This window comes from Archaeoglobus veneficus SNP6, from assembly GCF_000194625.1.
Taxonomy (GTDB): domain Archaea; phylum Halobacteriota; class Archaeoglobi; order Archaeoglobales; family Archaeoglobaceae; genus Archaeoglobus_C; species Archaeoglobus_C veneficus.
The window spans coordinates 230,612-250,128 of the sequence record NC_015320.1; the positions used below are offsets into that span (position 1 = coordinate 230,612).

A 19,517-nucleotide genomic window follows, 5' to 3' on the forward strand; every position below is an offset into this window, starting at 1 on the left:
GAAAGCGAGGCTAAATACTGACGAATCTAACGATTACAGGGTCAAATCCCTCTCCAATCTCTATGAGGGCTGCACTGCCCTTCATTGCAGTGCCAAGCTTTACGATCAGCGTCTCGTTGTGCTTCGCAACGCCCTGGTGCTCGTGGATGTGGGCACATATGAGCATCTTTGGTTTCTTTTCGTCCATCCACTTCCTTACCGCCATGCTGCCAACGGAGTTCTCGCCGATCCAGTCAAAGAAACCGTTTGGCGGAGGATGGAAGATTGCAATGTCTCCGCTGAGCTTAGAGAGCTCTTTTTCTATCTCATCGTCGGTCATCTCGAATGGTGTGCCGAAGGGAGTCGGATTGCTGCCGCCAAGTCCAACAAATGTGAATCCTCCAACATCTACAGTCTTCAGGTGTATTGAAACACCTCTATTTTCGAGTATCTCAAGAACTCCTTTCTTGTCCATGTTGCCTGGAACTGCAAATATCTTTGCCCCCGTTGTGCTTAAAGCGTCGAGAACACCCTCAACAAAACTCGGATCGTCGGCGTTTGTAAAATCTCCCGCCACGAAGACTACATCCACATCGTAATCGGGCTTTTCTATCTTCCTGCCGTGTATGTCTGCAAGGGCAAGAATCCTCATTTTTCCACCTCCTCGTCCCAGTACCTCGTTGTTGGGTTTATCTCACCAACGAGGTTAACCTTTACGAGGCGCTTCGCCTCTTCGACATCGTAGTTTCCGAGCAGCCACATAAGCTTTATGAGGGCAACCTCCGGCAGCATATCTTCGCCTTCTATGACTCCTGCTTGGAGCAGGTATCTGCCGGTATCGTAAACTCTGTCACAAACCCTCCCCCAGAGGCACTGGGACGTCATGACAACAACGCTGTCTTCAGCAATCCTCGATATCGTATCCACCCAGTCTGTGGAGACATGCCCCAGTCCAGTTCCCTCGAGAACGAAGCCTCTGTAACCCTTATCGTAGTAGTAGTCGAGAACGTCGGGCTTAAGGCCGGGGAAGAACTTTACGAGCACAACTTTCTCTTCCAGCCTGTCTTTAAGCCTCAGTTCTCTTTCACCCCTCCTGATTCTGCTTGAGAGCCAGCGAATGTCTCCGGATGGGTAGCTCACAACGCCGAGGGGTGGGTTGTTTATTGAGCGGAAAGCGTCTCTCCTCGACGTATGACACTTTCTGACTTTAACACCGCGGTGGATGTGACAGAAATCGTCACTGGTTGACGCGTGCATGACCACAACTACTTCTCCTAAATCCGAGATTGCAGTCTTTGCGGCGCAGACAAGGTTCATTGCCGCATCGCTCGACGGCCTGTCGCTGCTTCTCTGTGCTCCAACGAATACTACCGGCGAGGGTGTGGAGAGCATGAACGCGAGGGCGCTTGCCGTGTATGCCATCGTATCCGTTCCATGGGTGATAATCACACCCTCATATCCATCCTTTATGGCCTTGTAAACTTCCCTTGCAAGCTCAATCCAGTGCTTTGCCTTCATGTTCTCGCTGAGGATGTTGTAGAGCAGCATCGCATCGACGTTGCAGATTTCGGCAATTTCGGGAACGTCGCTAACGATCTCTTCAGCAGAGAACTGGCTTGTAACAGCCCCGGTTCTGTAATCGACCTTGCTCGCTATTGTACCGCCTGTGGAGATGATCTTGACATTGGGCAACTCTTCTTTTTTCGCGAGTTCAGCAATCTCTTCCTTCGGTCTGCCCTCCTCAATTACTTCAATAAGCTCGTATTCTGAAAATCCCAAATTGTAACCGTTATCGAGCTTGAGAACGAAGGAGCCTGTTGATGAGGGCATCGCTATTCCCTCAAAAATCCTTCCCTTTGCCTTTATCCTGACCCTTTTACCCTCAACACCTTCGACCATTTTACCACCTTTCACTCACTCTTTACCTTTCCACTCTTTTCTACCGTCCCGCCCAGTATCATCTCAACCTCTCTGTAAAGCTCTTCGAGGGCTCGAGATATTCTCTCGGCAAGCCCCGCAACCATGTCTGCATCCTTCTCGAGGGCTGAAAGCCTGTCTTCGAGCATCTGCCTGATCTCCTCCTTCGATGTCCCGCCGATGTTCTTTCTTGCTTCAACAACTTCTTTTACGTCCATGCATCGCTTAAAGTTCTCTTCGTCCATTGGTTCGAGCCCCTCTTCTTCCATAATCTTTTTGAGGTTTTCGTAGCTCGGATTGAGGCTGAGCCTTCCAACAATGCGATGGGCCTTCCTGAACGGCACGCCGAGTTTAACAAGCTCATCGGCAATGTGCGTTGCAACGCTGAAGCCTCTGCCAGCCTTCTCCTCCATGACATCCGTTCTGAACTTTACCTTTTCAAGCATTCCTGCCATAACGTCGCAGGAGAGATTCACACATTGCAGCGAATCGTAAAGCAGCGGGTTCATCTCCTGAAAATCGCGGTTATAGGATAGGGGCATCGCCTTGTAGATTGCCATAGCGGCCATCAGATTTCCCGTAAGCTTGCCAGCCTTAGCCCTCACGATTTCCGCGACATCGGGGTTCTTCTTCTGGGGCATTATGCTTGAAGACGAAGCGTATTCGTCTGGCAGTTCAACAAATCCGAATTCAGAGGCCCAGAGGATTATCTCTTCAGCTATCCTGCTCAGCGTAAGCATAACCGATGTGGAGACGAAGATCGATTCGATGAGGAAATCTCTCGATGCTGTTGCATCTTCAGAGTTTTCGACGATTCCATCGAAGCCCAGAAGTTTTGCCGTGTAGTGTCTGTCAAGCTGGAAAGGGGTTGAGGCAAAGGCTGCTGAACCAAGAGGACAGAGGTTGATGCGTTTAAAAGCATCCATGCACCGCTGAAAGTCCCTTGTAATCATGTCGTGGTACGCAATTAAGTGATGGCTGAGTTTTGTGGGCTGTGCGTACTGCAGATGCGTAAAACCAGGCATCACAGCATCGATGTACTCTTCGGCTCTATTGAGCAGGACTTCTCTGAGGTTGAGAAGGGAGTAGGCAAGGTGGAGAAGGGAGTCTCTTGCGAAGAGACGTAAGCAAGTGGCAATTTCATCGTTTCTCGACCTTGCAGTGTGCATCTTCATTCCTGCACTTCCTGCTTTCTCTATGATTCTCGCTTCTATCGCTTCGTGGACGTCTTCTCCGCCTTCGGGCATACCTTCATCTCTCACTTCTAAAATTGCCTTCAGGATGGGAATCGCATCTTCGCTGCTTATGTGGCCTGCTTTGAGAAGAGTCAGGACATGTGCGAGATCAACGAGGATATCGTAGAAAAAGATATTCCTGTCGTGCTCAAGCGACGAGGTGAGCGTTAGCGCCAGTCTGTCCATCTCTCCTTTAAGCCTGCTTCTTACCACACTCATGACCTTTCCTCCAGACAGTCATGCCATCGTACCTTATCTCCACAACGCGGTGAACTGGTATTGCTGCATCTTGCAGGTAGATAAACTTGTATCCTATTTCTTCGATTTCACTTCCGGATAAACTTGAAATTCCCTTTGGTCTGTCTATGTAAAAAACCTCAACGAGGTTAAAATCGAAGGCAGGATCCCATCTGAACCTGTTCAGGATACTTCTTACGTCCTTCTCTTTGATCTCAAATTTCTTCATTCTTTGCGAGCTCCACGAGCTGACCCTTTATGTTTAGCTTTAGCGAGCGCTTTGCAACTGCCCTTATAACCAGAGGTTCGAGACCGAGGCTTCTGCTTATGTGTGGCACAGACATCCTGCCGGCCTTTACTTCCTTTATTATTTTCGAAACTATCTCCTCAAATTCGTCGTCTGGCATGAAAACGATCTCGAGGATACGGTTCAAGTCTCTCAGCGACGCGTAAAAGTTTGCACTTAAATGGGTGTAGCTGACGTGATACTCCTTTTCGGGCTTTCCCGAGGGCTCGGATGGCATTCTCCATTTCATCTCGAGCATTCCCGCATGCTTGAGAATTCGCAACGCCTCCTCGACACCATCTCCAAATCTCTCAAAGAGCTCATCCAGTGTGAGCCACTCGGTGAGTAAAGTCTCGTAAACATTTCTGTAGAGATTCGTTGAGAATATATGAAGAATTGGGACGAGTTCCACTATGTCGTTTACAAGCTTTGCTCTCTTTACCATGCTCCCACCTGCTTAGAAGAATTATGTACTTTTCTCCCCTAAGATATTTTTAGTTTTCTATACTATTGGACCCCACATTAGGCTCCGTAGTTCTGCATGTCCACTTTCCGCCCGTCTGGTCTTTGCAGCTCTATACGCTCCGTGTATGTCTGGAAATTAGCACGGAATTGTTCAGAAAGTCGTTAATGCGGTGTTGGAAGAAAGGCAGCAATTTGCTGAAGATGGTAGAATTCGTAAACGGGACAGGAGATTAATTATATGCGAACCAAAACCTGAAGAAAACTGGAATTACTGTGTTCAAAATCCATAACTTAATTTCGGGAATGTTAAGAATTTAAATTTTAATATTAAAAAATAAAAAGAAAGTTAAAGCTCATCAAACGTGATGATTCTCACGTTTGTAGGAACCTTAACGACGCTACCAAGCCTGACGCCTACAAGGTAAGCGATATTCTTCTTAGCCGCGAGGTCGATGACTCTCTGGGTTATAACTCCGTCGAAGACAATGCTTGCTGCCCGTGTGTTGTTCGTTTTGAGCACTTTAACGAGGTCTCTGACAGGGACTTCCCTGATAATGTTGAGATTTCTGTCGAGAAGCCTTGCTATTAATCTCCCCTCGACTTCCTCCTTGTGCCTCTTGAGTACGTTTACGGCGTTCTCATCGGGTTTTTCAACACTCTCTTTCTCTACCTTCTCTTCTTCCCTCGTCTCTCTCCTCTCTTCCTTGGCCCTTATTACGTGAATCTGCTCTACGGGAACCTTGTTTCTCAGCGCCTTTACTATCTCCTTCTGAGTGAGATCTTCGACTCCCTTGCCCTCTGGAGCCCTTGCAACGTAGTCTATGTCTGCAACCTGCAGCAGTTCCTTCAGAATAAGGTCTCCACCCCTGTCTCCGTCGAGGAATGCTGTAACTGTCTTCTTCTTGCTCAGCTCAACGATGGTCTTTGGTATGTTCGTTCCTTCCACTGCAATCACGTTCTTTATTCCATGCCTCAAAAGATTCAGAACGTCTGCTCTACCCTCTACAACTATAATAGCGTCGCTTTCATCAACCGCAGGGCCGGCTGGAAGCCGCTCCTCACCATATTCAATTACCTCTTCAGCCCTAACTGCCTGTCTGACGAGGTCTGCAATCTTCTCTGACTCTATCTCTGGCTCTTCAAAGAGGTCTCTCAGTATATCCTTCGCCCTTTCGACTATCTTTCTCCTCTTGCTCGCTCTAACGTCCTCTATCTTGATAACTTTGATTCTCGCAGAGCATGGGCCAACTCTCTCAATAGTCTCGAGAGCAGCGGCGAGGATTGCAGTTTCAACCTTGTCAAGGCTTGAAGGTACCTTAATTTCGCCAAAACTCTTACCACTTTTACTTTCGACTTTGACTTCAATTCGCCCTATTCTACCTGTTTTCTGGAGCTCTCTCAAGTCGAGGTCTTCTCCCAGCAGACCCTCGGTCTGTCCGAATATCGCACCAACAACGTCTGGCCTTTCAACAACACCTTCTGCAATTATCTCTGCGTGTATCAAGTACTTCGTTGTGTCGCTTGGAGCCTTCATTGCTATCACTCCTCCATTATTCTCCATCATGTCTATCCCTTGTCTGCGTTAATAAAGGGTGTAAATGCATTATAAATAGTTATTTGTCACCGGGAGGTTCTGTAGAACTGCTATGTAATTTCGCAGATTGTATGAATACTGGTTATAATTTCTATGTGCTTCAACTGCGGAACAAAAAACTTTAGCCAACTTTCATCAATGCTGATACATGAGGTTTGAAGGCGGGATATGGGAAGACAGAGGGACATACAGAGTTATGAGAGTTTTCGACATAGCAGACGATTCTTACGTTCAAATTGCCGAAATCAAGCCCTGTTCGAGCGTTGGGAAGCACTATCACGAGAAGCAGACAGAAGTCTTCGTAGTTCTGAACGGGGAGGCAAGACTCGGGATTGGCAGCGAGGAGTATGTGGCTAAGGCTGGCGATATCTTTCTATGCAAGCCTTTCAGCGTTCACTGGGTTGTTAATGAGCGCGACGAGCCTTTCAAGCTCCTTGTTTTCAAGTACGGGTGGGTTAAGGGCGATATTGTATGGGTTGACGGGGGTTGATGCATATTCATTCGACTACCACTTTCAGCTCGTTGGAGTAAATTCTCTGCCAGCACTGTTTGTCATTTTGGCAGTATATCGGATCTTCGAAGGCAAGTTCAGCGTAGGCAACGGCTTTGTAAATACCTCTCTCCTCAAAGTTGAAGCATAAATCGCTGGATTCTAAACTCTCAGATGGCTGTATAACTCTGGTGTTCAGGACGGTGAGTATAATTTCTGGAATTTTTGCAACCGCTTCTCCATCGCTGTAGACTTCAATTCGAAACGGATGAAGATGTCCGTAGTAAATAATCCTTGGTGATGTGCCATTATAGCTAAGCTTTACATGGAAACAGACTTTTTCACCAGCTTTTACGTGGTTGGTACCATTCAGTAGGGAAAGCTGCACTTTGAAGTCCCCAATTGCCTTTGCCTTTTCCTCTTCGCTGAGAACCCGGTCTTTTTGCTCGTAGATAGTTGGTGTAAGAGCGATAGCTGTAATTGCAACAAGAGAGGCTAATATGACCAGGAATAAGGTTTTCCTATGCATGGACACCACAACGTTTCTTGTTTAGTTTGCCAGTCTCTAACGAACTTAACGTTTTCCTCATATTTTTTGAAAAATGATGAAAAGGGCCATATCTCGGCCTTCACACCCCTACTTTCGGGCTTTTTAGTTTCAAACTTTAGCTTCAACTAAACGCTCCTCAAAACACTCTTCAGTTCAGAAATAAATCCTTTGACAACCTCCTCAGTTACGTGCGGCATCACAACGAGTCTTATTGCTCTGGGATTCTTTATCGTTGAGATGACCCATCTCCTTCTGTACAGTTCCTCTTTGATTTTCTCGGCTTTTTCCGTCTTGAAGCATACAACGTTCATTACCGGCTCGATGACCGGTTCGAAACCAAGTGACGTCATCTCTTCAACGAGCAACGCAGTCATCCGCATACACTCATCGACAATCTGCTTCATACCTTTGTAGCCGAGGTGTTTCAGAACAGCGTAGGCTGAAGCTACGCCCGTCCCGGGCCTCGTCCCTGTAAGCGTGTACTGATACCTCGACGTCAGGTACGGAGTTTCGACGATGAGCGCGTTAAGGAACTTTTCATCTCTGAAAAGGATGCCTCCAGCGGGAATTGTGGCCATTCCCATCTTGTGGGGGTCTATGGTTATCGATGTAACTCCCTCAAGCTCAAAATCGAATGGATAGGGCTTATTCATGAATGGTATTACAAAACCGCCAAAAGCAGCATCGACGTGCAGCGGGACGCCAAGCTGTAGAGCGAGCTTGGAGAGTTCATCGATGGGGTCTATCTGGCCAAGTTCTGTGGTGCCTGCTATGCCAGCAATTCCGACTGTGTTCTCATCCACGAGCGATTCAACACTGGCAACATCAACCTTAAACTCTTCATCCAGCTTGGCTCTCCTAACTTCAACACCAAGGATGTCTCCTATCTTCTCGAAGGAGAAGTGGGCAGATTCTGGAACAACGATGTTCGGTCTGTCGATTTTTCTTTCCCTTCGTATCACGTTCCTTGCAGCCCTTATGGCCTGTATGTTTGCTTCTGTTCCTCCTGAACATATGTAGCCCTTAGCATTGGGGTTGTGCAGCAGTTCTCCGAGCATTTTTATCAGCTTTTGTTCAAGCTTCCATGTGCCGGCGAATATCCCAGGGTCACCGAGATTTGTTTCGATGAAGAGTTCGTGAGCTTTGAGGGCGATGGGGAGTGGAGTTGTGCACATTGAGCTTAAGACTCTCGAATACGGGATATCTTCCGCTCTGAACTTCTCAAGTTCGCTGAGTACGTTGAACATTGGTACTAAGGCTATTGCAGTGGTCTTATATATGTATTCGTAGTAGCCAGTCCGTGAACGTGGCCATCCTCGCTGGCGGAAAAGCCTCGAGACTCGGCGGGATAGAGAAGGGAATGCTTGATGTGTGCGGAAAAAGGGTTATTGAGAGGTTACTCTTCACCTTTCACGATTGCTCCACAGTTATCGTTTGCAGAGATGAAGAACAGGCGGAGCTATATTCTGAATTCGCATCTGTGACAATCGACCACTACAGAAACGCCGGGCCGCTGGCAGGTATTCATGCTGCATTGAAGCACTTCAGAGCGAGAATCCTCGTCGTTGCTGCGGATATGCCCTTTGTAAAGCGGGCCGTGGCAGAGGCAATATACGATGCAGGAGAAAAAAGTGGTGCAGATGCCGTAATCCCTGCATGGAGCGATGGCAAAACCGAACCTTTACTTGCGTGCTATTCTTTTTCCGCTGTAGAGGAGATAGAGAAAAGTCTGAGTAGCGGGGAGAGAAAAATCATGGTGCCTGTTCAAAGGCTGGAAAGGGTTATTTTCTACCCTGTTGAGAAATTGAAAAGCTTGGATGAACGGCTTGTGTCATTCCTCAACATCAACACGCCTGAAGACCTCAGGAGGGCCGAGGAACTATGCTCGTCGATAGATTTGGACGGAGAATAACGAATTTACGAATCGCCGTAACGAACAGATGCAACCTTAGCTGCATCTACTGCCACAGAGAAGGTGAGGTAAATCCGGGCGAAGAAATGCATGTAGAGGAGATTAGCAGGATCAGCAAAGCCTTTTACGAACTTGGAATAAGGAAGGTCAAGATAACGGGTGGAGAACCTCTCCTGCGGGAGGATATTGTGGAAATCGTCCAGTCTTTTCCTCCATTTGACGAAATCTCCATAACGACCAATGGAACTCTTCTCGCAAGAATGGCCGATGAGCTGAAAGATGCGGGACTGAGCAGAGTAAATGTCAGCCTCGACACGCTGAAAGAGGATACGTACGGATTTATTACCGGAGGGGGAAACGTGCAGAAGGTAATCGACGGAATCGAAGCAGCCTGCAACGCTGGCCTGACACCGGTGAAGGTGAACATGGTGGTCATGAAGGGGCTGAACGAGAACGAAGTGGAGAACATGCTTGAGTTCACGAGCAAGTTCAACAGAGGCAGAATAGACGTCATCCTTCAGGTTATAGAACTTCTCAAGCTTCCAGGACTCGAGGAGTACTACTACGATATCTCGCCTATAGAGGAGAGATACGCTGGCAAAGCAAAGGCGGTTATCGTGAGGAGCATGCACATGAGGAGGCAGTACGTCCTGGATAATGCTGCCATAGAGTTCGTAAAACCCCTCGACAACTCCGAGTTCTGCATGCACTGCAACCGCATAAGGGTTACGTCGGATGGGAAAATCAAACCATGCCTGCTGAGGAACGATAACCTGGTCGACGTACGGGGGCTTGATGGCAGGGAGTTGAAAGAGGCGATAATGAGGGCCGTGACTTTGAGGGAACCCTATTTTTGTGATAGGGATTGAGGAGAGGATTAATTAGTTAAGCCGTCAGAACTCAGGGGTGTAGGTAAGCTCGAAAACGTATACTCAGAGAACTTTATATGTCCGTGCGGGTAGCAGGAGAGCATGGAGGAGAATAACGACAGAAAGGCTAAGGTAACGCTCGTCGTTGATGGTAAGAAAGTCCCCCTAAATTCCTACGTCAGGAGCGTTTTCTCAAGTGTCATTGTAGCATTAATTTCTACACTCAAGGGCGTGGATGAGAACTGGAAGACCGCTGAAATAAAGGTGGAGAGATGAAGTTCAGAGAAGTGCTGAAGCGGGTTTCACCATACGTTCCGGGAAAGAGCATCGAGGAAGTGAAAAAGAAGTACGGGCTGGAAAAAGTCGTAAAGCTTGCGTCAAACGAGAACCCATATGGGCCGAGCCCGAAAGCAGTGAAAGCGTTCAAGAGTTTCGATAACCTGCACATCTACCCTGATCCCGACCCTGAAGACCTCAGGCAGAAAATTGGAGAGTACGTTGGCTTTGATGCGGAGAGGATAGTGCTCGGAGCAGGCATCGACGGCGTGATGGAGAACATTTTCAAGCTCTTTGTTGATCCCGGAGACGAGGTCGTAATTCCAGTCCCTTCATTCCCGTACTATCACATACTGACGAGGGTTTGCGGAGCAAGAGACGTGGCTGTAAAGAGACGGGAAGACTTCACAATCGATGTTGAGGCAGTTCTTAACTCTGTGACGGAGAGGACGAAAATCGTGCTGATTTGCTCCCCGAACAACCCAACAGGTAACGTTGAAAGCGAGGAGGCTGTGAGAGAGATTGCAGAAAGCTGCGAGGCCCTAATCTTTGTTGATGAAGCCTACGGTGAGTTTTCGTCTAAGAACCTATTGAGGCTGGCGGAATATGAGAACGTTGTCGTTGCGAGGACTTTTTCCAAGGCTTTCGGTCTTGCAAACCTCCGTATCGGCTACGCAGTGGTGTCAGAAGAGGTGAGAAGAGAGTACCTCAAAGTTTCAACGCCATTCCCACTCTCAACTCCTGCAAAGCTCGCAGCCATGGCTGCACTCGATGACAGAGATCACTTGAGGTTTGTCGTAGAGAAAACGAGGGAGGAAAGAGAGCGCGTGACGAAGGAGTTGTTGGAGATGGGCGTTAAGGTATATCCATCAGAGGCGAACTTCATCCTAATTGAAACCTCCTTAAAGGCTGCAGTTCTTGCAGAGGAGCTCATGAAGCGAGGAGTCATTATCAGGGACTGTTCAAAATTCATTGGATGCAATGAGCATCACGTTCGTGTGAGTATTGGCAGGAAGGAGGAGAACAACGTATTTCTTGAAGCAATGAGGGATGTCCTGTGATCGTAGCTTTAACCGGAACGCCAGGCGTTGGCAAGACGACGGTTGCGGATATTTTAAGGGCGAGGGGCTACAGGATAGAATCTGTAAATGAGCTTGCTGAAAAGTACGACTGCGTAATCGGCGAGGAAGATGATTCGAAAATAGTTGACATCGAGGAGCTTGCTGAAAAACTGGAGTTTCCTGATAATGAGCTGGTGATTCTGGAAGGGCATCTTGCTCACCTTCTCAATCCAGACGTGGCAATAGTACTGCGTTGCAACCCCCTCATTTTAAAGGACAGACTACAATCGAAAGGTTGGAGCGAGGAGAAGGTTCTTGAGAACGTTGAAGCGGAACTCATAGATGCCATTCTCGTGGAAGCGATGGATGAATGCAGCGAAGTTTATGAAATCGATACGACAGACCTTAATCCGGAAGAGGTAGCCAGAGTTGTAGAGATGATTTTGAAGGGAGAAGGCGATAGATACAGGCCTGGCAAAATAGACTGGATTTCTGTTGTTGGGGACAGAATCGAGGAGCTAATGCGGAAGTAACGTTGCACTTGCGGCACTCATGGGAATTTAGCAAATATTTTAAATGGCAACCCTAATGCCATGAGCCGATGTTCAAGCCTCCAGAATTGAAGGATGTGCGCAGGGAAAACAGGACAGAGGACATAGTGGTAAGGCGGGGAGTAATAACGGCAGACCGCGTACACCTCAAAAAATACCCCGTGGACAACCCGGTTACTATTTTCAACGCTTCGCTGTTCGTGGAGCACGACGACATTGTGATTTATGGAAGGATCGTTTTGGGATACTTCACCTACGCAAGTGCTGTGGCAGAGTTCATGTTTCCTGTTAAGGAGCTGTACAACAACCTGTTTTCGGGACACTACACCGCCGAAATAACTGTTTTTCCTGACAACAGGTTCGACCTGTGGGGCGTTGAAGATCCGAGGGTTTACGAAATCGACGGCAGAAGGCTGATGACGTACTGTGGAAGGACTGTCAACTACTTTGACCCGAGTGTAAGGGTTGAGAGGACGCTGCCCGTAACGGCCATCTATGATGGAGGCAAGTGGAGGAAACTGTGTGTTTTCAGAATGCCCGAGGAGTACAGAGGTTTCGTCATAAGCGACAAGGACGCGTTTCTCGTTAAGATGGGAAATGAACTCAAGCTTTTCCACAGAATTCACATGAAGGATGAGAACTTCTACCTTGTTATGAGCAATGTTAACGAAGATGTTCTGAACTTCGATAAGTTCACTGAGGTGAGCGTTCAGGATACTACTTTAGTTCTCGAACCAGCGAAGTTCGAGGACAAGCTCGGGTGGAGTACGCCCCCTGTTAAGGTGGATGGAGAACATGTTCTGCTGCTTCATGCAGTGGATGCAGAAACGAAGAGCTACAGGGTGCTTGCAATCCTCATGGACGACAGTGGGAAAGTTACAGCAATCACACCCTGCTACATAATGGGGCCGAAGGAGAGCTACGAGGTTTATGGCGACAGACCTTTTACAGTGTTCCCGTGCGGCGCTCAGCTAATCGACGATAAGCTGATAATATCCTACGGTGCTGCCGATTCGGCAATAGGGATCGGGGAAATTGATGTGTCTGAGCTGATGTCGATCCTCGACTCGAACAGAATTGGCTGACTGGTTGAGCATTGGGTTTCTTTTTATGATTTTGCGAATTCTATGGGATTATAAGCATGAGGCGCTAAAATCTTAGCATGCCTTTTTCAATGAATTGACAGTGAGTCGGTAATTGCAGAAAAACGTGAACAAATACATAACATCAAAACAGTTATAACCTCAATGTGAAGGCTGCCAACCATGATCAAGGTTTACTTTCCTGACGGTCATCTGGAGAAGCCTGTCTGGGATGCGTTAATAGAGGCTGGTTACAAGCTGAAGAAGAGTAAGAGAGGCTACCTTATAGGGGTTGATCACCCTGAGATAGTCTTCAAGCAGGTAAGGCCGCAAATAATGCCCTTCTACGTCATGATGGGAAGGGGTGATGCGGGCTTTACAGGGGAAGACATTCTCGAGAACGCAAAGCTCAGACACGGCCTCGATAATGTCGTGGTTGTTGAAAAGCTCCCGTTCAGACCTACAAAGCTCGTTGTTGCTGTTTCGGAGGAGATATACCCCGATGTGAAAACGATAGAAGACTTCAAGCAGGTGGTTGGCGACAACCCTGTGATGTTCGCCTCGGAGTTTCCCGAGTTGGCGAGGCAGTATGCTGAAAAGGTTGGGCTGAATGCAGTGGTTTTTGATCCCATAGGGAAAACCGAGGCTTCTCTGCTCCCGCCCCAGCCTGAGGCTGATCTGATCCTCGAGGTTACGGAGTTTGGAACGACTCTGAGGGAGAACGGATGCAGAATAATTGACGTGGTTAAAGATCCTGTCCACTCGGTTTTCATAGCCAACAAGGACTCCTACGAGGATGCGAAGAAAAGAAGGCTGATGGACAACCTGATTACCGACGTGAGAGAGGTTCTCGCGTCAAAGAACCTCGTTAGTCTGCTTTTCAACGTGCCAGAAGAGGAAAACGTCCAGCCAGTTATAGACTTCCTGACCAAGGAGGGCTTCGATCCAACGGTTTCAAAGCTTGCAAAAGGCGGCGTTGCGATGCACATAATCCTCGACAGGGCAAAGGTGAAGTTTTTAAAGCCAGCACTGAGGGATTTGGGGGCAAAACGCATCGCCACGGCTCCGGTTATAACCTTTGGAGATTGACTGGTTTTTCTTACTTTATTTATTGTAAAACTTACACGTTGCAGACATTCTGGACTTTTAAAATCATGCGGGAGAACACGGCTATTATCGTGAAGCTTACGAGGGCTGCAACGTAAAAGACGGCCTTTACGTTGAGAACGTCTTTAACGAAGCCTGACACGATTGGCGAGGTGATCATTCCGACGCTCATTGCAGTGTTAAATGCTCCCATTGCAGAGCCCTGCCCGACTTCTCTTCCCGCAACTGTAGCTATTGCCGTAGCGGCGGGAAGGGCTATGGCAGTCCCCAGTCCAGAGAGGAGAGAGAGGAGCAGGAGCTGGAGGAAGGAAGATGCGAGAGGTATGAGGAGGGGAGAGGTGGTTCCAACAATGCTGCCGATAATTACGAGCAAAGCTCTGTTATGTCTGTCCGCTACATTTCCAAAAAACCGCTGCAGCATGGCAGAAAGCAGGACGTTTGAAGTGATTACAAATCCTATCTGTGTGCTTGAAAGCCCCAAAGAGTGGGCGAGCAGAGGAAGGAAGGCCATGATAGCTCCAACGCAGAAGGCGTTCTGAAATCTGAAGAGCATCATAGCCTTAATAAGTCTGTTTTTAACTGCAGCTTTGAGTGATGCGTTCCTTGTTCCCTTAGCCTTTGATTCTGGCAGTGACACGATGCATATGAGCAGGGATACTGCCGAAAGGGCAGCCATCGATAGAAATACGTAGGGCATTCCGAGGGTGTCCTTGATGACTCCTCCTATGAGGGGGCCGAGGCCCATGCCGAGGAAAAGAGAGACGGTAAAGGATCCCATGTACTTCCCTTCCTGCCCCTTTGGCGACAGTTCTGCTGTGTAAGCCATTGCAACGGGAACGATCATCGCCGAAGCCACACCATGCAGAACCCTGACAGCAGTAAGCGTGTAAACACTGTCTGCAAAGAGGTATGTCACGGAAATGATGGTGTAGAACAGCAATCCGAGGATTATGAAGGGTCTTCTCCCGAGTTTGTCGGAAGCGCTGCCAACAAAGGGTGTAAAAACTGCCCTTGAGAACGCAAATCCTGCAAAAACTGCACCTATCCAGAATCCACTTGCTCCGAGGCTTTCAGCGTATTCGGGCAACAGTGGCACGACTATGCCAAGCCCAAGCATTGCGGCGAAGACTGCTGTAAACAGCACTGATAGGCTCATCGACCCGCCTACAATTCGGGTGATATATCTCTTTTGTTTGCCTCGTATCGCGTTGACATCCGGCGCTTGATTGCAGCGTTTCCTGGCTAATGGCTCGCGTTCAACATTAGAATAAACGGCCGGGGCACGAAGTGTGGCCAAGCGAAATGTACCACGTCTGCCGAGCACGGGTAGATGAAAAGGAGAAGTGATGATAGTGTAATGGCGAGTCGATCAGCGAGCTTCAAGTTTTCACTGAGCAACACTATAACAAAAACTTCATTAATGTTCTATCTCAACAGGACGTGGTGGTTTGCATGGAGGATAGAATTAATGAGCTCACCGAGCAGATTGTCAAACGCTTTAAGGATTCAGGTTTTGACGTAGATGCTAAAGAAGTGTCCAAACGTTTGAAACTCCTGATTTTCGAGTTCAAAGTTCCCGAGAGCGAGGCAGTAAGAACTGTAACGAATTACCTGATGAAAGAGCTGGATATAAGCAGGGAACAGCTCGTCGCAGAAAGTCCCCTCGTCAAGATAGCTGACATAACTACGCCTGGCAAATGGGTGAGCCTGAAGGCGAAGGTAGTCCAGTTGTGGGATGCCACAAGCCCGAACGTGTCGCAGGTAGGGCTTATAGGCGACGAAACAGGAATAATAAAGTTCGTTATATGGGCCAAAGCCGGTAAGGGCGAGGTTGAGGAAGGAAAGAGTTACCTCTTCAAAAACGTCGTAACGGACAGTTTTGGCGGCAGAATGCAGGTAAACGTCAACAGGAGCAGCCAGATTGTGGAGATAGACGAGGACGTGCAGCTTCCGCCGAGAGAACTCGAAGTCGTTGGAGCTTTGATAGCCATCCAGCAGAATAGCGGCCTGATAAAGCGCTGCAAGCTGTGCAACAGGACCATGACGAAGGATATATGCCCCGTCCACGGTAAGGTTGAGGGTTACGACGATCTGAGAATTAAGGGCGTTGTTGATGACGGCGAGAATTACTACGAGGTCATACTGAACGAAGACAACATAAGGGCTCTAACGGGCATAGGACTTAACGAAGCGAGGAAGATTGCGGAAGAGAAGCTCGATAGAAATGCTGTGCTTACAGAGCTCAAAACGAGACTTCTCGGCAGGTACTTCCGCGTTGTTGGAACGAGGGGCGAGCGCTACCTGATAGTTCGGGAAGTGGAGTTTCTGAAACCTGACATTAAAACGATTGCAGGTGAGATCCTATGAATGGAAGGAAGAGGGAAGTCGCAAGAAGACTTTTTGCCTACGAGTTCAATCGTTCAACCCACAAAATTGGAGGAGAGGATGAGAGATCTCCCGTTTACGTTCTCACGCCTACAGGCATGCGCTGCAACAGGGTGTTCGTTGTGGGAGTTCTTCTCGACAAGGAAGAAACCCGTCCTGATACCAACTTCTGGAGGATAAGGGTTAGCGACCCGACAGGCGTTTTCATCGGCTACGTTGGCAGGTTCCAGCCGGACGCCCTCGAAACGATTCTCGAAGTCGAACCTCCAGAACTCGTTGCGATAGTTGCGAAGGTCAGACTCTTCGAGGGCGAGACAAGAAACTTTGCCTCTCTTCGTCCGGAGAGCATAGCAGTCGTTGACAGTGATGTGAGGGATTACTGGGTTTGTGAAACTGCAAGGCTCACACTCGAGAGAATAAAACAGATGGAGGAGCGCAGCAGCGAGGATGCGGAGCTTGCATGGCAGATCTACAACCCTGACCTCGAGGAGTACAGAACCATTGTCAGGCAGGCGGTTCAGAGCGTGGTTGCGGAATACGGCGTGGTTGAGGAGGCAAAGGAGAAAGCCGCCAGAGAGGAAGAGAAGGAGGAAATTGAGGAGATAGAAGACATAGATGAGTTTGAGGAGGAGTTCGATTTCGAAGAGGAGGAGTGGGATCTTTCGGACATTCTTGGGGAGTAATGCCTGACTGGGCTTGAAGAAGGTGGAGGAGATGGAAGCAAGACGTCTTTCCCAAATTTCAACCTCCATGATAAGGAGGATGTTTGAAGTAGTGCAGGAGGCGAGGAAAAAAGGTATAGATGTTGTAAACCTCTCCATTGGTGAGCCCGACTTCGACACGCATCCAGAAATAGTTGAAAAGGCCTGTGAAGCGATGAGGAAAAGCTTCACCCACTATACCTCAAACTTTGGTATAGATGAGCTACGGGCTGCCATAGCTGAAAGATACGGAGTTGAACCAAAAAACGTCATGGTTACCGCCGGAGCGAGCGAAGCGCTGATGAACGCAGCTCTGGCTTTCATAGAGGAAGGCAGCAAGGTCGTAATTCCGTCGCCCAACTTTCTCTCCTACTTCACTTACGCAAAGGTGTGTGGAGGCAAAATTGTTCAGCTAAAAACCCACCCTACCTTCGAAATAGATGTGGATGCTCTCAACGAGCTCATGGACAAAGATGTGTCTCTCGTGTTCATCAACTATCCGAATAACCCCACCGGAGTAGTTGCAGACGAGAAAACCCTTAAGGCCGTCGTCGAGATAGCAAGCGATTGCAACGCCATCGTTGTGAGTGACGAAATCTACGATGCAATTTACTATGATAAAAAGCCGACAAGCCTTGCTGGCATGGAAAATGTAGTCGTTGTCAACGGCTTTTCGAAGAGCCTTGCAATGACGGGCTGGAGGATAGGATTCGTCATAGCCAGCGAAACCCTTCTCGACTCAATGCTCAAGGTGCATCAGGTTAACGGCGTATGCGCCCCTGCTTTTGCCCAGAAGGCCGTAGCGGACGTTTTGCTCAGCGGAAAGGCTGATGAGATAGCAAACGAGATGGTTGGGGAATTCAGAAAGCGAAGAGACTACGTTTACGACGAGCTCAAAAAGATGGGCCTTGAAGTCGTAAAGCCTGAAGGAGCCTTCTACCTGTTCCCGCGAGTGCCCATCAACTGTATCGAGTTCGCAGAGAAACTCGTGGAAAAGGGTGTTGCCGTAACTCCGGGCCTCCCCTTTGGCGACTGGAATGAGAACTACGTCAGGATCTCGTACGCAACGTCCATGGAGAATCTCAGAATTGCTATGGAGAGAATGAAGGAATTCGTTGAAGGTCTTTAACCCCTTGATCAGTCCTCGAGGGCCGTAAGCTGATCATTTATCTCCTCTTCAATTTTCTTTGCCACCTCTTCGGATATCAGCCCCCTGATGGCAGCATCTCTTATTGCGCTCTTTTCAGCAAGAAGAACTTTCTTCCATGCAATTTTCAGGATATCTTTTGTTAGTTCGTCGTCGCACAGCTTTGTAAGCTCTTCCTTTGTGCTCTCAAGTAACCCGTCAATGTCGGCAAGAATCTGTCTTCCTATTCCTTCGGCAAGCTCGCCGTTTTCTATCATTCTTTCGAGTTCTTTTCTGCCGGCCATGAGGGCCATGCTCCTTGCGAGCATTTCCTCGTACTTCAGCCTCTTTTCCTCTCTCCTTGCGAGCTCTGAGCGTTTTATGAAGAACTCGAGGCTCAGCCCTTGGACAACGAGGGAGAAGAGAACAACACCGAGAGTCATTCCGGCTATGAGCTCTCTGTGCGGTATATCTTCAAGGCTGAGGGCGAGAGCTACGGGAATCGTTCCATGCAGGCCGCCCCAGAATACGACGTGCTGCCATAGCTTTGGTATCTGCATTCGGGGGAGGTTCAGGAGGGGATAAACGGCAAGGGCTCTTCCGGCAATTGAAGCGAGAATAGCGACCCCTATGGCGTATGCGAAACCCGGAAGCCTCGACGCTATATCCATTCCAATCAGTATAAAGACGATGGAGTTGATCAGGAATACTGTAAAGCCCCAGAACGTCGCGAGGGTCAGACGTGTTGAAGGAGACATGGCAAACAGCATGCCGTAGTTTCCGATGAGCAATCCGGCGGCAACGACTGCTATGACTCCGGAAACGTGAAGCTTTTCCGCTATTAAGAATGCGGAGAAAGCGAGAACGAGGGTTAAAGCAACTTCAATCTCGTGATCATCAATCTTTTTCATCGCTCTGTAAGCAGCATATCCGAGAACCGCTCCTACTGCAGCTCCGCCGATGCACACGAATATAAAGTTGAATATTCCTGCAAAGATGTTTAGCTCTCCACTCCTGATCATTTCGAGGAGGATGCTGAAAATAACAACGGCTGTTCCATCATTGAGTATGCTCTCTCCCTCTACTATTGTTGTCAGCCTTCTTGTAACACCAAGATTCTTGAACGTTGCAAGAACCGAAACGGGGTCTGTAGGAGTGATCATCGCTCCGAAGAGAAGAGCTACTGGCAGAGGGATGCCAAGGGCTTTATGGATAATGAATCCTATAAAGACCGTGGAGATAAGGACTCCAGCCGTTGAGAGAAGGCCAATTGGCCTGATGTTGTCCCTGAGGTGCTGGAGATCCATGTTGAGGGCTCCTTCGAAGAGAAGTGGCGGGAGGATAAGGAAGAATACTATCTCTTCAGTCAGGACTATCTCTGGCATCACCTTCAAATAGCCGACCGCAAGCCCGACGATGACGAGGGCGATGGTGTAGGGTAGCTTTACGTACTTCACGGCGATTCCTATTGCGCACGCTATGAGGAGAAGGGATACGAGTTCAGCGAGGATGTCGACGTGCATCGTTTTTTAGTAATGTTAAATGGTAAAAATGTTTGGCAGAATCTTTACTGGGCTGTTTGCAATACTGAATGGTGATGGCCGGAAAGGATTATTAAATAATATTTTATTTATTGAACAAATTTCCTCGCAATTTTGGACCGCTCACTTTGCCACAATCTCAAGGCTCTTTTA

At 48.3% G+C, this 19,517-nt stretch carries 21 protein-coding genes; 11 read left to right on the forward strand and 10 right to left on the reverse strand.

Annotation, left to right across the window (positions count from 1 at the left end; translation table 11 throughout):
• Positions 1–10 precede the first annotated feature (10 nt).
• The 6 genes from ARCVE_RS01325 to dnaG all read right to left on the reverse strand — a co-directional run bounded on the left by ARCVE_RS01325 (position 11) and on the right by dnaG (position 5,680).
• Complete coding sequence (locus tag ARCVE_RS01325; RefSeq protein WP_013682979.1) at positions 11–631, reverse strand: metallophosphoesterase family protein; 621 nt, start codon at positions 629–631, stop codon at positions 11–13.
• Complete coding sequence (gene gatD / locus ARCVE_RS01330) at positions 628–1,878, reverse strand: Glu-tRNA(Gln) amidotransferase subunit GatD (RefSeq protein WP_013682980.1); 1,251 nt, start codon at positions 1,876–1,878, stop codon at positions 628–630. The genes ARCVE_RS01325 and gatD overlap by 4 nt, the downstream gene beginning before the upstream one ends.
• Before the next feature lie 11 nt (positions 1,879–1,889).
• Complete coding sequence (gene argH, locus ARCVE_RS01335) at positions 1,890–3,350, reverse strand: argininosuccinate lyase (RefSeq protein ID WP_013682981.1); 1,461 nt, start codon at positions 3,348–3,350, stop codon at positions 1,890–1,892.
• A complete protein-coding gene (locus tag ARCVE_RS01340; protein ID WP_013682982.1) occupies positions 3,325–3,597 on the reverse strand; it encodes a DUF504 domain-containing protein in 273 nt (90 codons plus the stop codon). The genes argH and ARCVE_RS01340 overlap by 26 nt, the downstream gene beginning before the upstream one ends.
• A complete protein-coding gene (locus ARCVE_RS01345; protein ID WP_013682983.1) occupies positions 3,584–4,099 on the reverse strand; it encodes an ArsR family transcriptional regulator in 516 nt (171 codons plus the stop codon). The genes ARCVE_RS01340 and ARCVE_RS01345 overlap by 14 nt, the downstream gene beginning before the upstream one ends.
• A gap of 366 nt (positions 4,100–4,465) precedes the next feature.
• On the reverse strand, positions 4,466–5,680 hold the full coding sequence (gene dnaG / locus ARCVE_RS01350) for a DNA primase DnaG (protein ID WP_013682984.1): 1,215 nt from the start codon (positions 5,678–5,680) through the stop codon (positions 4,466–4,468).
• Between the two features lie 181 nt (positions 5,681–5,861).
• On the opposite strand from dnaG, the gene ARCVE_RS01355 reads away from it, so the two are divergent.
• Positions 5,862–6,203 carry a cupin domain-containing protein gene (locus tag ARCVE_RS01355; RefSeq protein ID WP_013682985.1) on the forward strand — a complete coding sequence of 114 codons (342 nt, stop codon included), beginning with the start codon at positions 5,862–5,864 and terminating at the stop codon, positions 6,201–6,203.
• A 7-nt stretch (positions 6,204–6,210) separates the two neighbouring features.
• Here ARCVE_RS01355 and ARCVE_RS01360 read toward each other — a convergent pair whose 3' ends face one another.
• Both ARCVE_RS01360 and mfnA read right to left on the reverse strand, forming a co-directional pair.
• A complete protein-coding gene (locus tag ARCVE_RS01360) occupies positions 6,211–6,732 on the reverse strand; it encodes a hypothetical protein (protein WP_013682986.1) in 522 nt (173 codons plus the stop codon).
• A gap of 146 nt (positions 6,733–6,878) precedes the next feature.
• Complete coding sequence (gene mfnA, locus ARCVE_RS01365) at positions 6,879–8,000, reverse strand: tyrosine decarboxylase MfnA (protein ID WP_013682987.1); 1,122 nt, start codon at positions 7,998–8,000, stop codon at positions 6,879–6,881.
• Between the two features lie 53 nt (positions 8,001–8,053).
• On the opposite strand from mfnA, the gene ARCVE_RS01370 reads away from it, so the two are divergent.
• From ARCVE_RS01370 to hisG, 7 genes are all read left to right on the forward strand, one after another.
• A complete protein-coding gene (locus ARCVE_RS01370; protein ID WP_013682988.1) occupies positions 8,054–8,665 on the forward strand; it encodes a molybdenum cofactor guanylyltransferase in 612 nt (203 codons plus the stop codon).
• Complete coding sequence (gene moaA, locus ARCVE_RS01375) at positions 8,635–9,534, forward strand: GTP 3',8-cyclase MoaA (protein ID WP_013682989.1); 900 nt, start codon at positions 8,635–8,637, stop codon at positions 9,532–9,534. The genes ARCVE_RS01370 and moaA overlap by 31 nt, the downstream gene beginning before the upstream one ends.
• A 102-nt stretch (positions 9,535–9,636) precedes the next feature.
• Positions 9,637–9,810: a hypothetical protein gene (locus ARCVE_RS11450; protein WP_013682990.1), complete on the forward strand. Its 174-nt coding sequence runs from the start codon at positions 9,637–9,639 to the stop codon at positions 9,808–9,810.
• The gene (hisC, locus tag ARCVE_RS01380; RefSeq protein ID WP_013682991.1) at positions 9,807–10,871 is read left to right on the forward strand and encodes a histidinol-phosphate transaminase; all 1,065 of its coding nucleotides are present in this window, start codon (positions 9,807–9,809) and stop codon (positions 10,869–10,871) included. Before ARCVE_RS11450 ends, hisC begins: the two co-directional genes overlap by 4 nt.
• A complete protein-coding gene (locus ARCVE_RS01385) occupies positions 10,868–11,404 on the forward strand; it encodes an adenylate kinase family protein (protein ID WP_013682992.1) in 537 nt (178 codons plus the stop codon). Before hisC ends, ARCVE_RS01385 begins: the two co-directional genes overlap by 4 nt.
• Positions 11,405–11,472: 68 nt before the next feature.
• Entirely contained in the window at positions 11,473–12,507 is a 1,035-nt protein-coding gene (locus ARCVE_RS01390; RefSeq protein WP_013682993.1) for a glycoside hydrolase family 130 protein, read from the forward strand.
• Between the two features lie 180 nt (positions 12,508–12,687).
• Positions 12,688–13,593, forward strand: coding sequence for an ATP phosphoribosyltransferase (gene hisG, locus ARCVE_RS01395; protein WP_013682994.1), 906 nt, complete (start codon positions 12,688–12,690; stop codon positions 13,591–13,593).
• Positions 13,594–13,624: 31 nt separating this feature from the next.
• Here the strand turns inward: hisG and ARCVE_RS01400 are convergent, their stop codons facing one another.
• On the reverse strand, positions 13,625–14,767 hold the full coding sequence (locus ARCVE_RS01400) for an MFS transporter (protein ID WP_013682995.1): 1,143 nt from the start codon (positions 14,765–14,767) through the stop codon (positions 13,625–13,627).
• 296 nt (positions 14,768–15,063) lie between these two features.
• Between ARCVE_RS01400 and ARCVE_RS01405 the strand changes: the two genes are divergently transcribed.
• Genes ARCVE_RS01405 through ARCVE_RS01415 form a run of 3 tightly spaced genes read left to right on the forward strand, consistent with a single transcriptional unit; the run spans position 15,064 to position 17,826 of the window.
• Positions 15,064–15,978, forward strand: coding sequence for a replication protein A (locus tag ARCVE_RS01405; RefSeq protein WP_013682996.1), 915 nt, complete (start codon positions 15,064–15,066; stop codon positions 15,976–15,978).
• Positions 15,975–16,679, forward strand: coding sequence for a hypothetical protein (locus tag ARCVE_RS01410; protein WP_013682997.1), 705 nt, complete (start codon positions 15,975–15,977; stop codon positions 16,677–16,679). Before ARCVE_RS01405 ends, ARCVE_RS01410 begins: the two co-directional genes overlap by 4 nt.
• Positions 16,680–16,710: 31 nt before the next feature.
• The gene (locus tag ARCVE_RS01415; protein WP_013682998.1) at positions 16,711–17,826 is read left to right on the forward strand and encodes a pyridoxal phosphate-dependent aminotransferase; all 1,116 of its coding nucleotides are present in this window, start codon (positions 16,711–16,713) and stop codon (positions 17,824–17,826) included.
• Positions 17,827–17,834: 8 nt separating this feature from the next.
• Here ARCVE_RS01415 and ARCVE_RS01420 read toward each other — a convergent pair whose 3' ends face one another.
• Positions 17,835–19,346, reverse strand: coding sequence for a Na+/H+ antiporter (locus ARCVE_RS01420; protein ID WP_013682999.1), 1,512 nt, complete (start codon positions 19,344–19,346; stop codon positions 17,835–17,837).
• Positions 19,347–19,517: the final 171 nt, after the last annotated feature.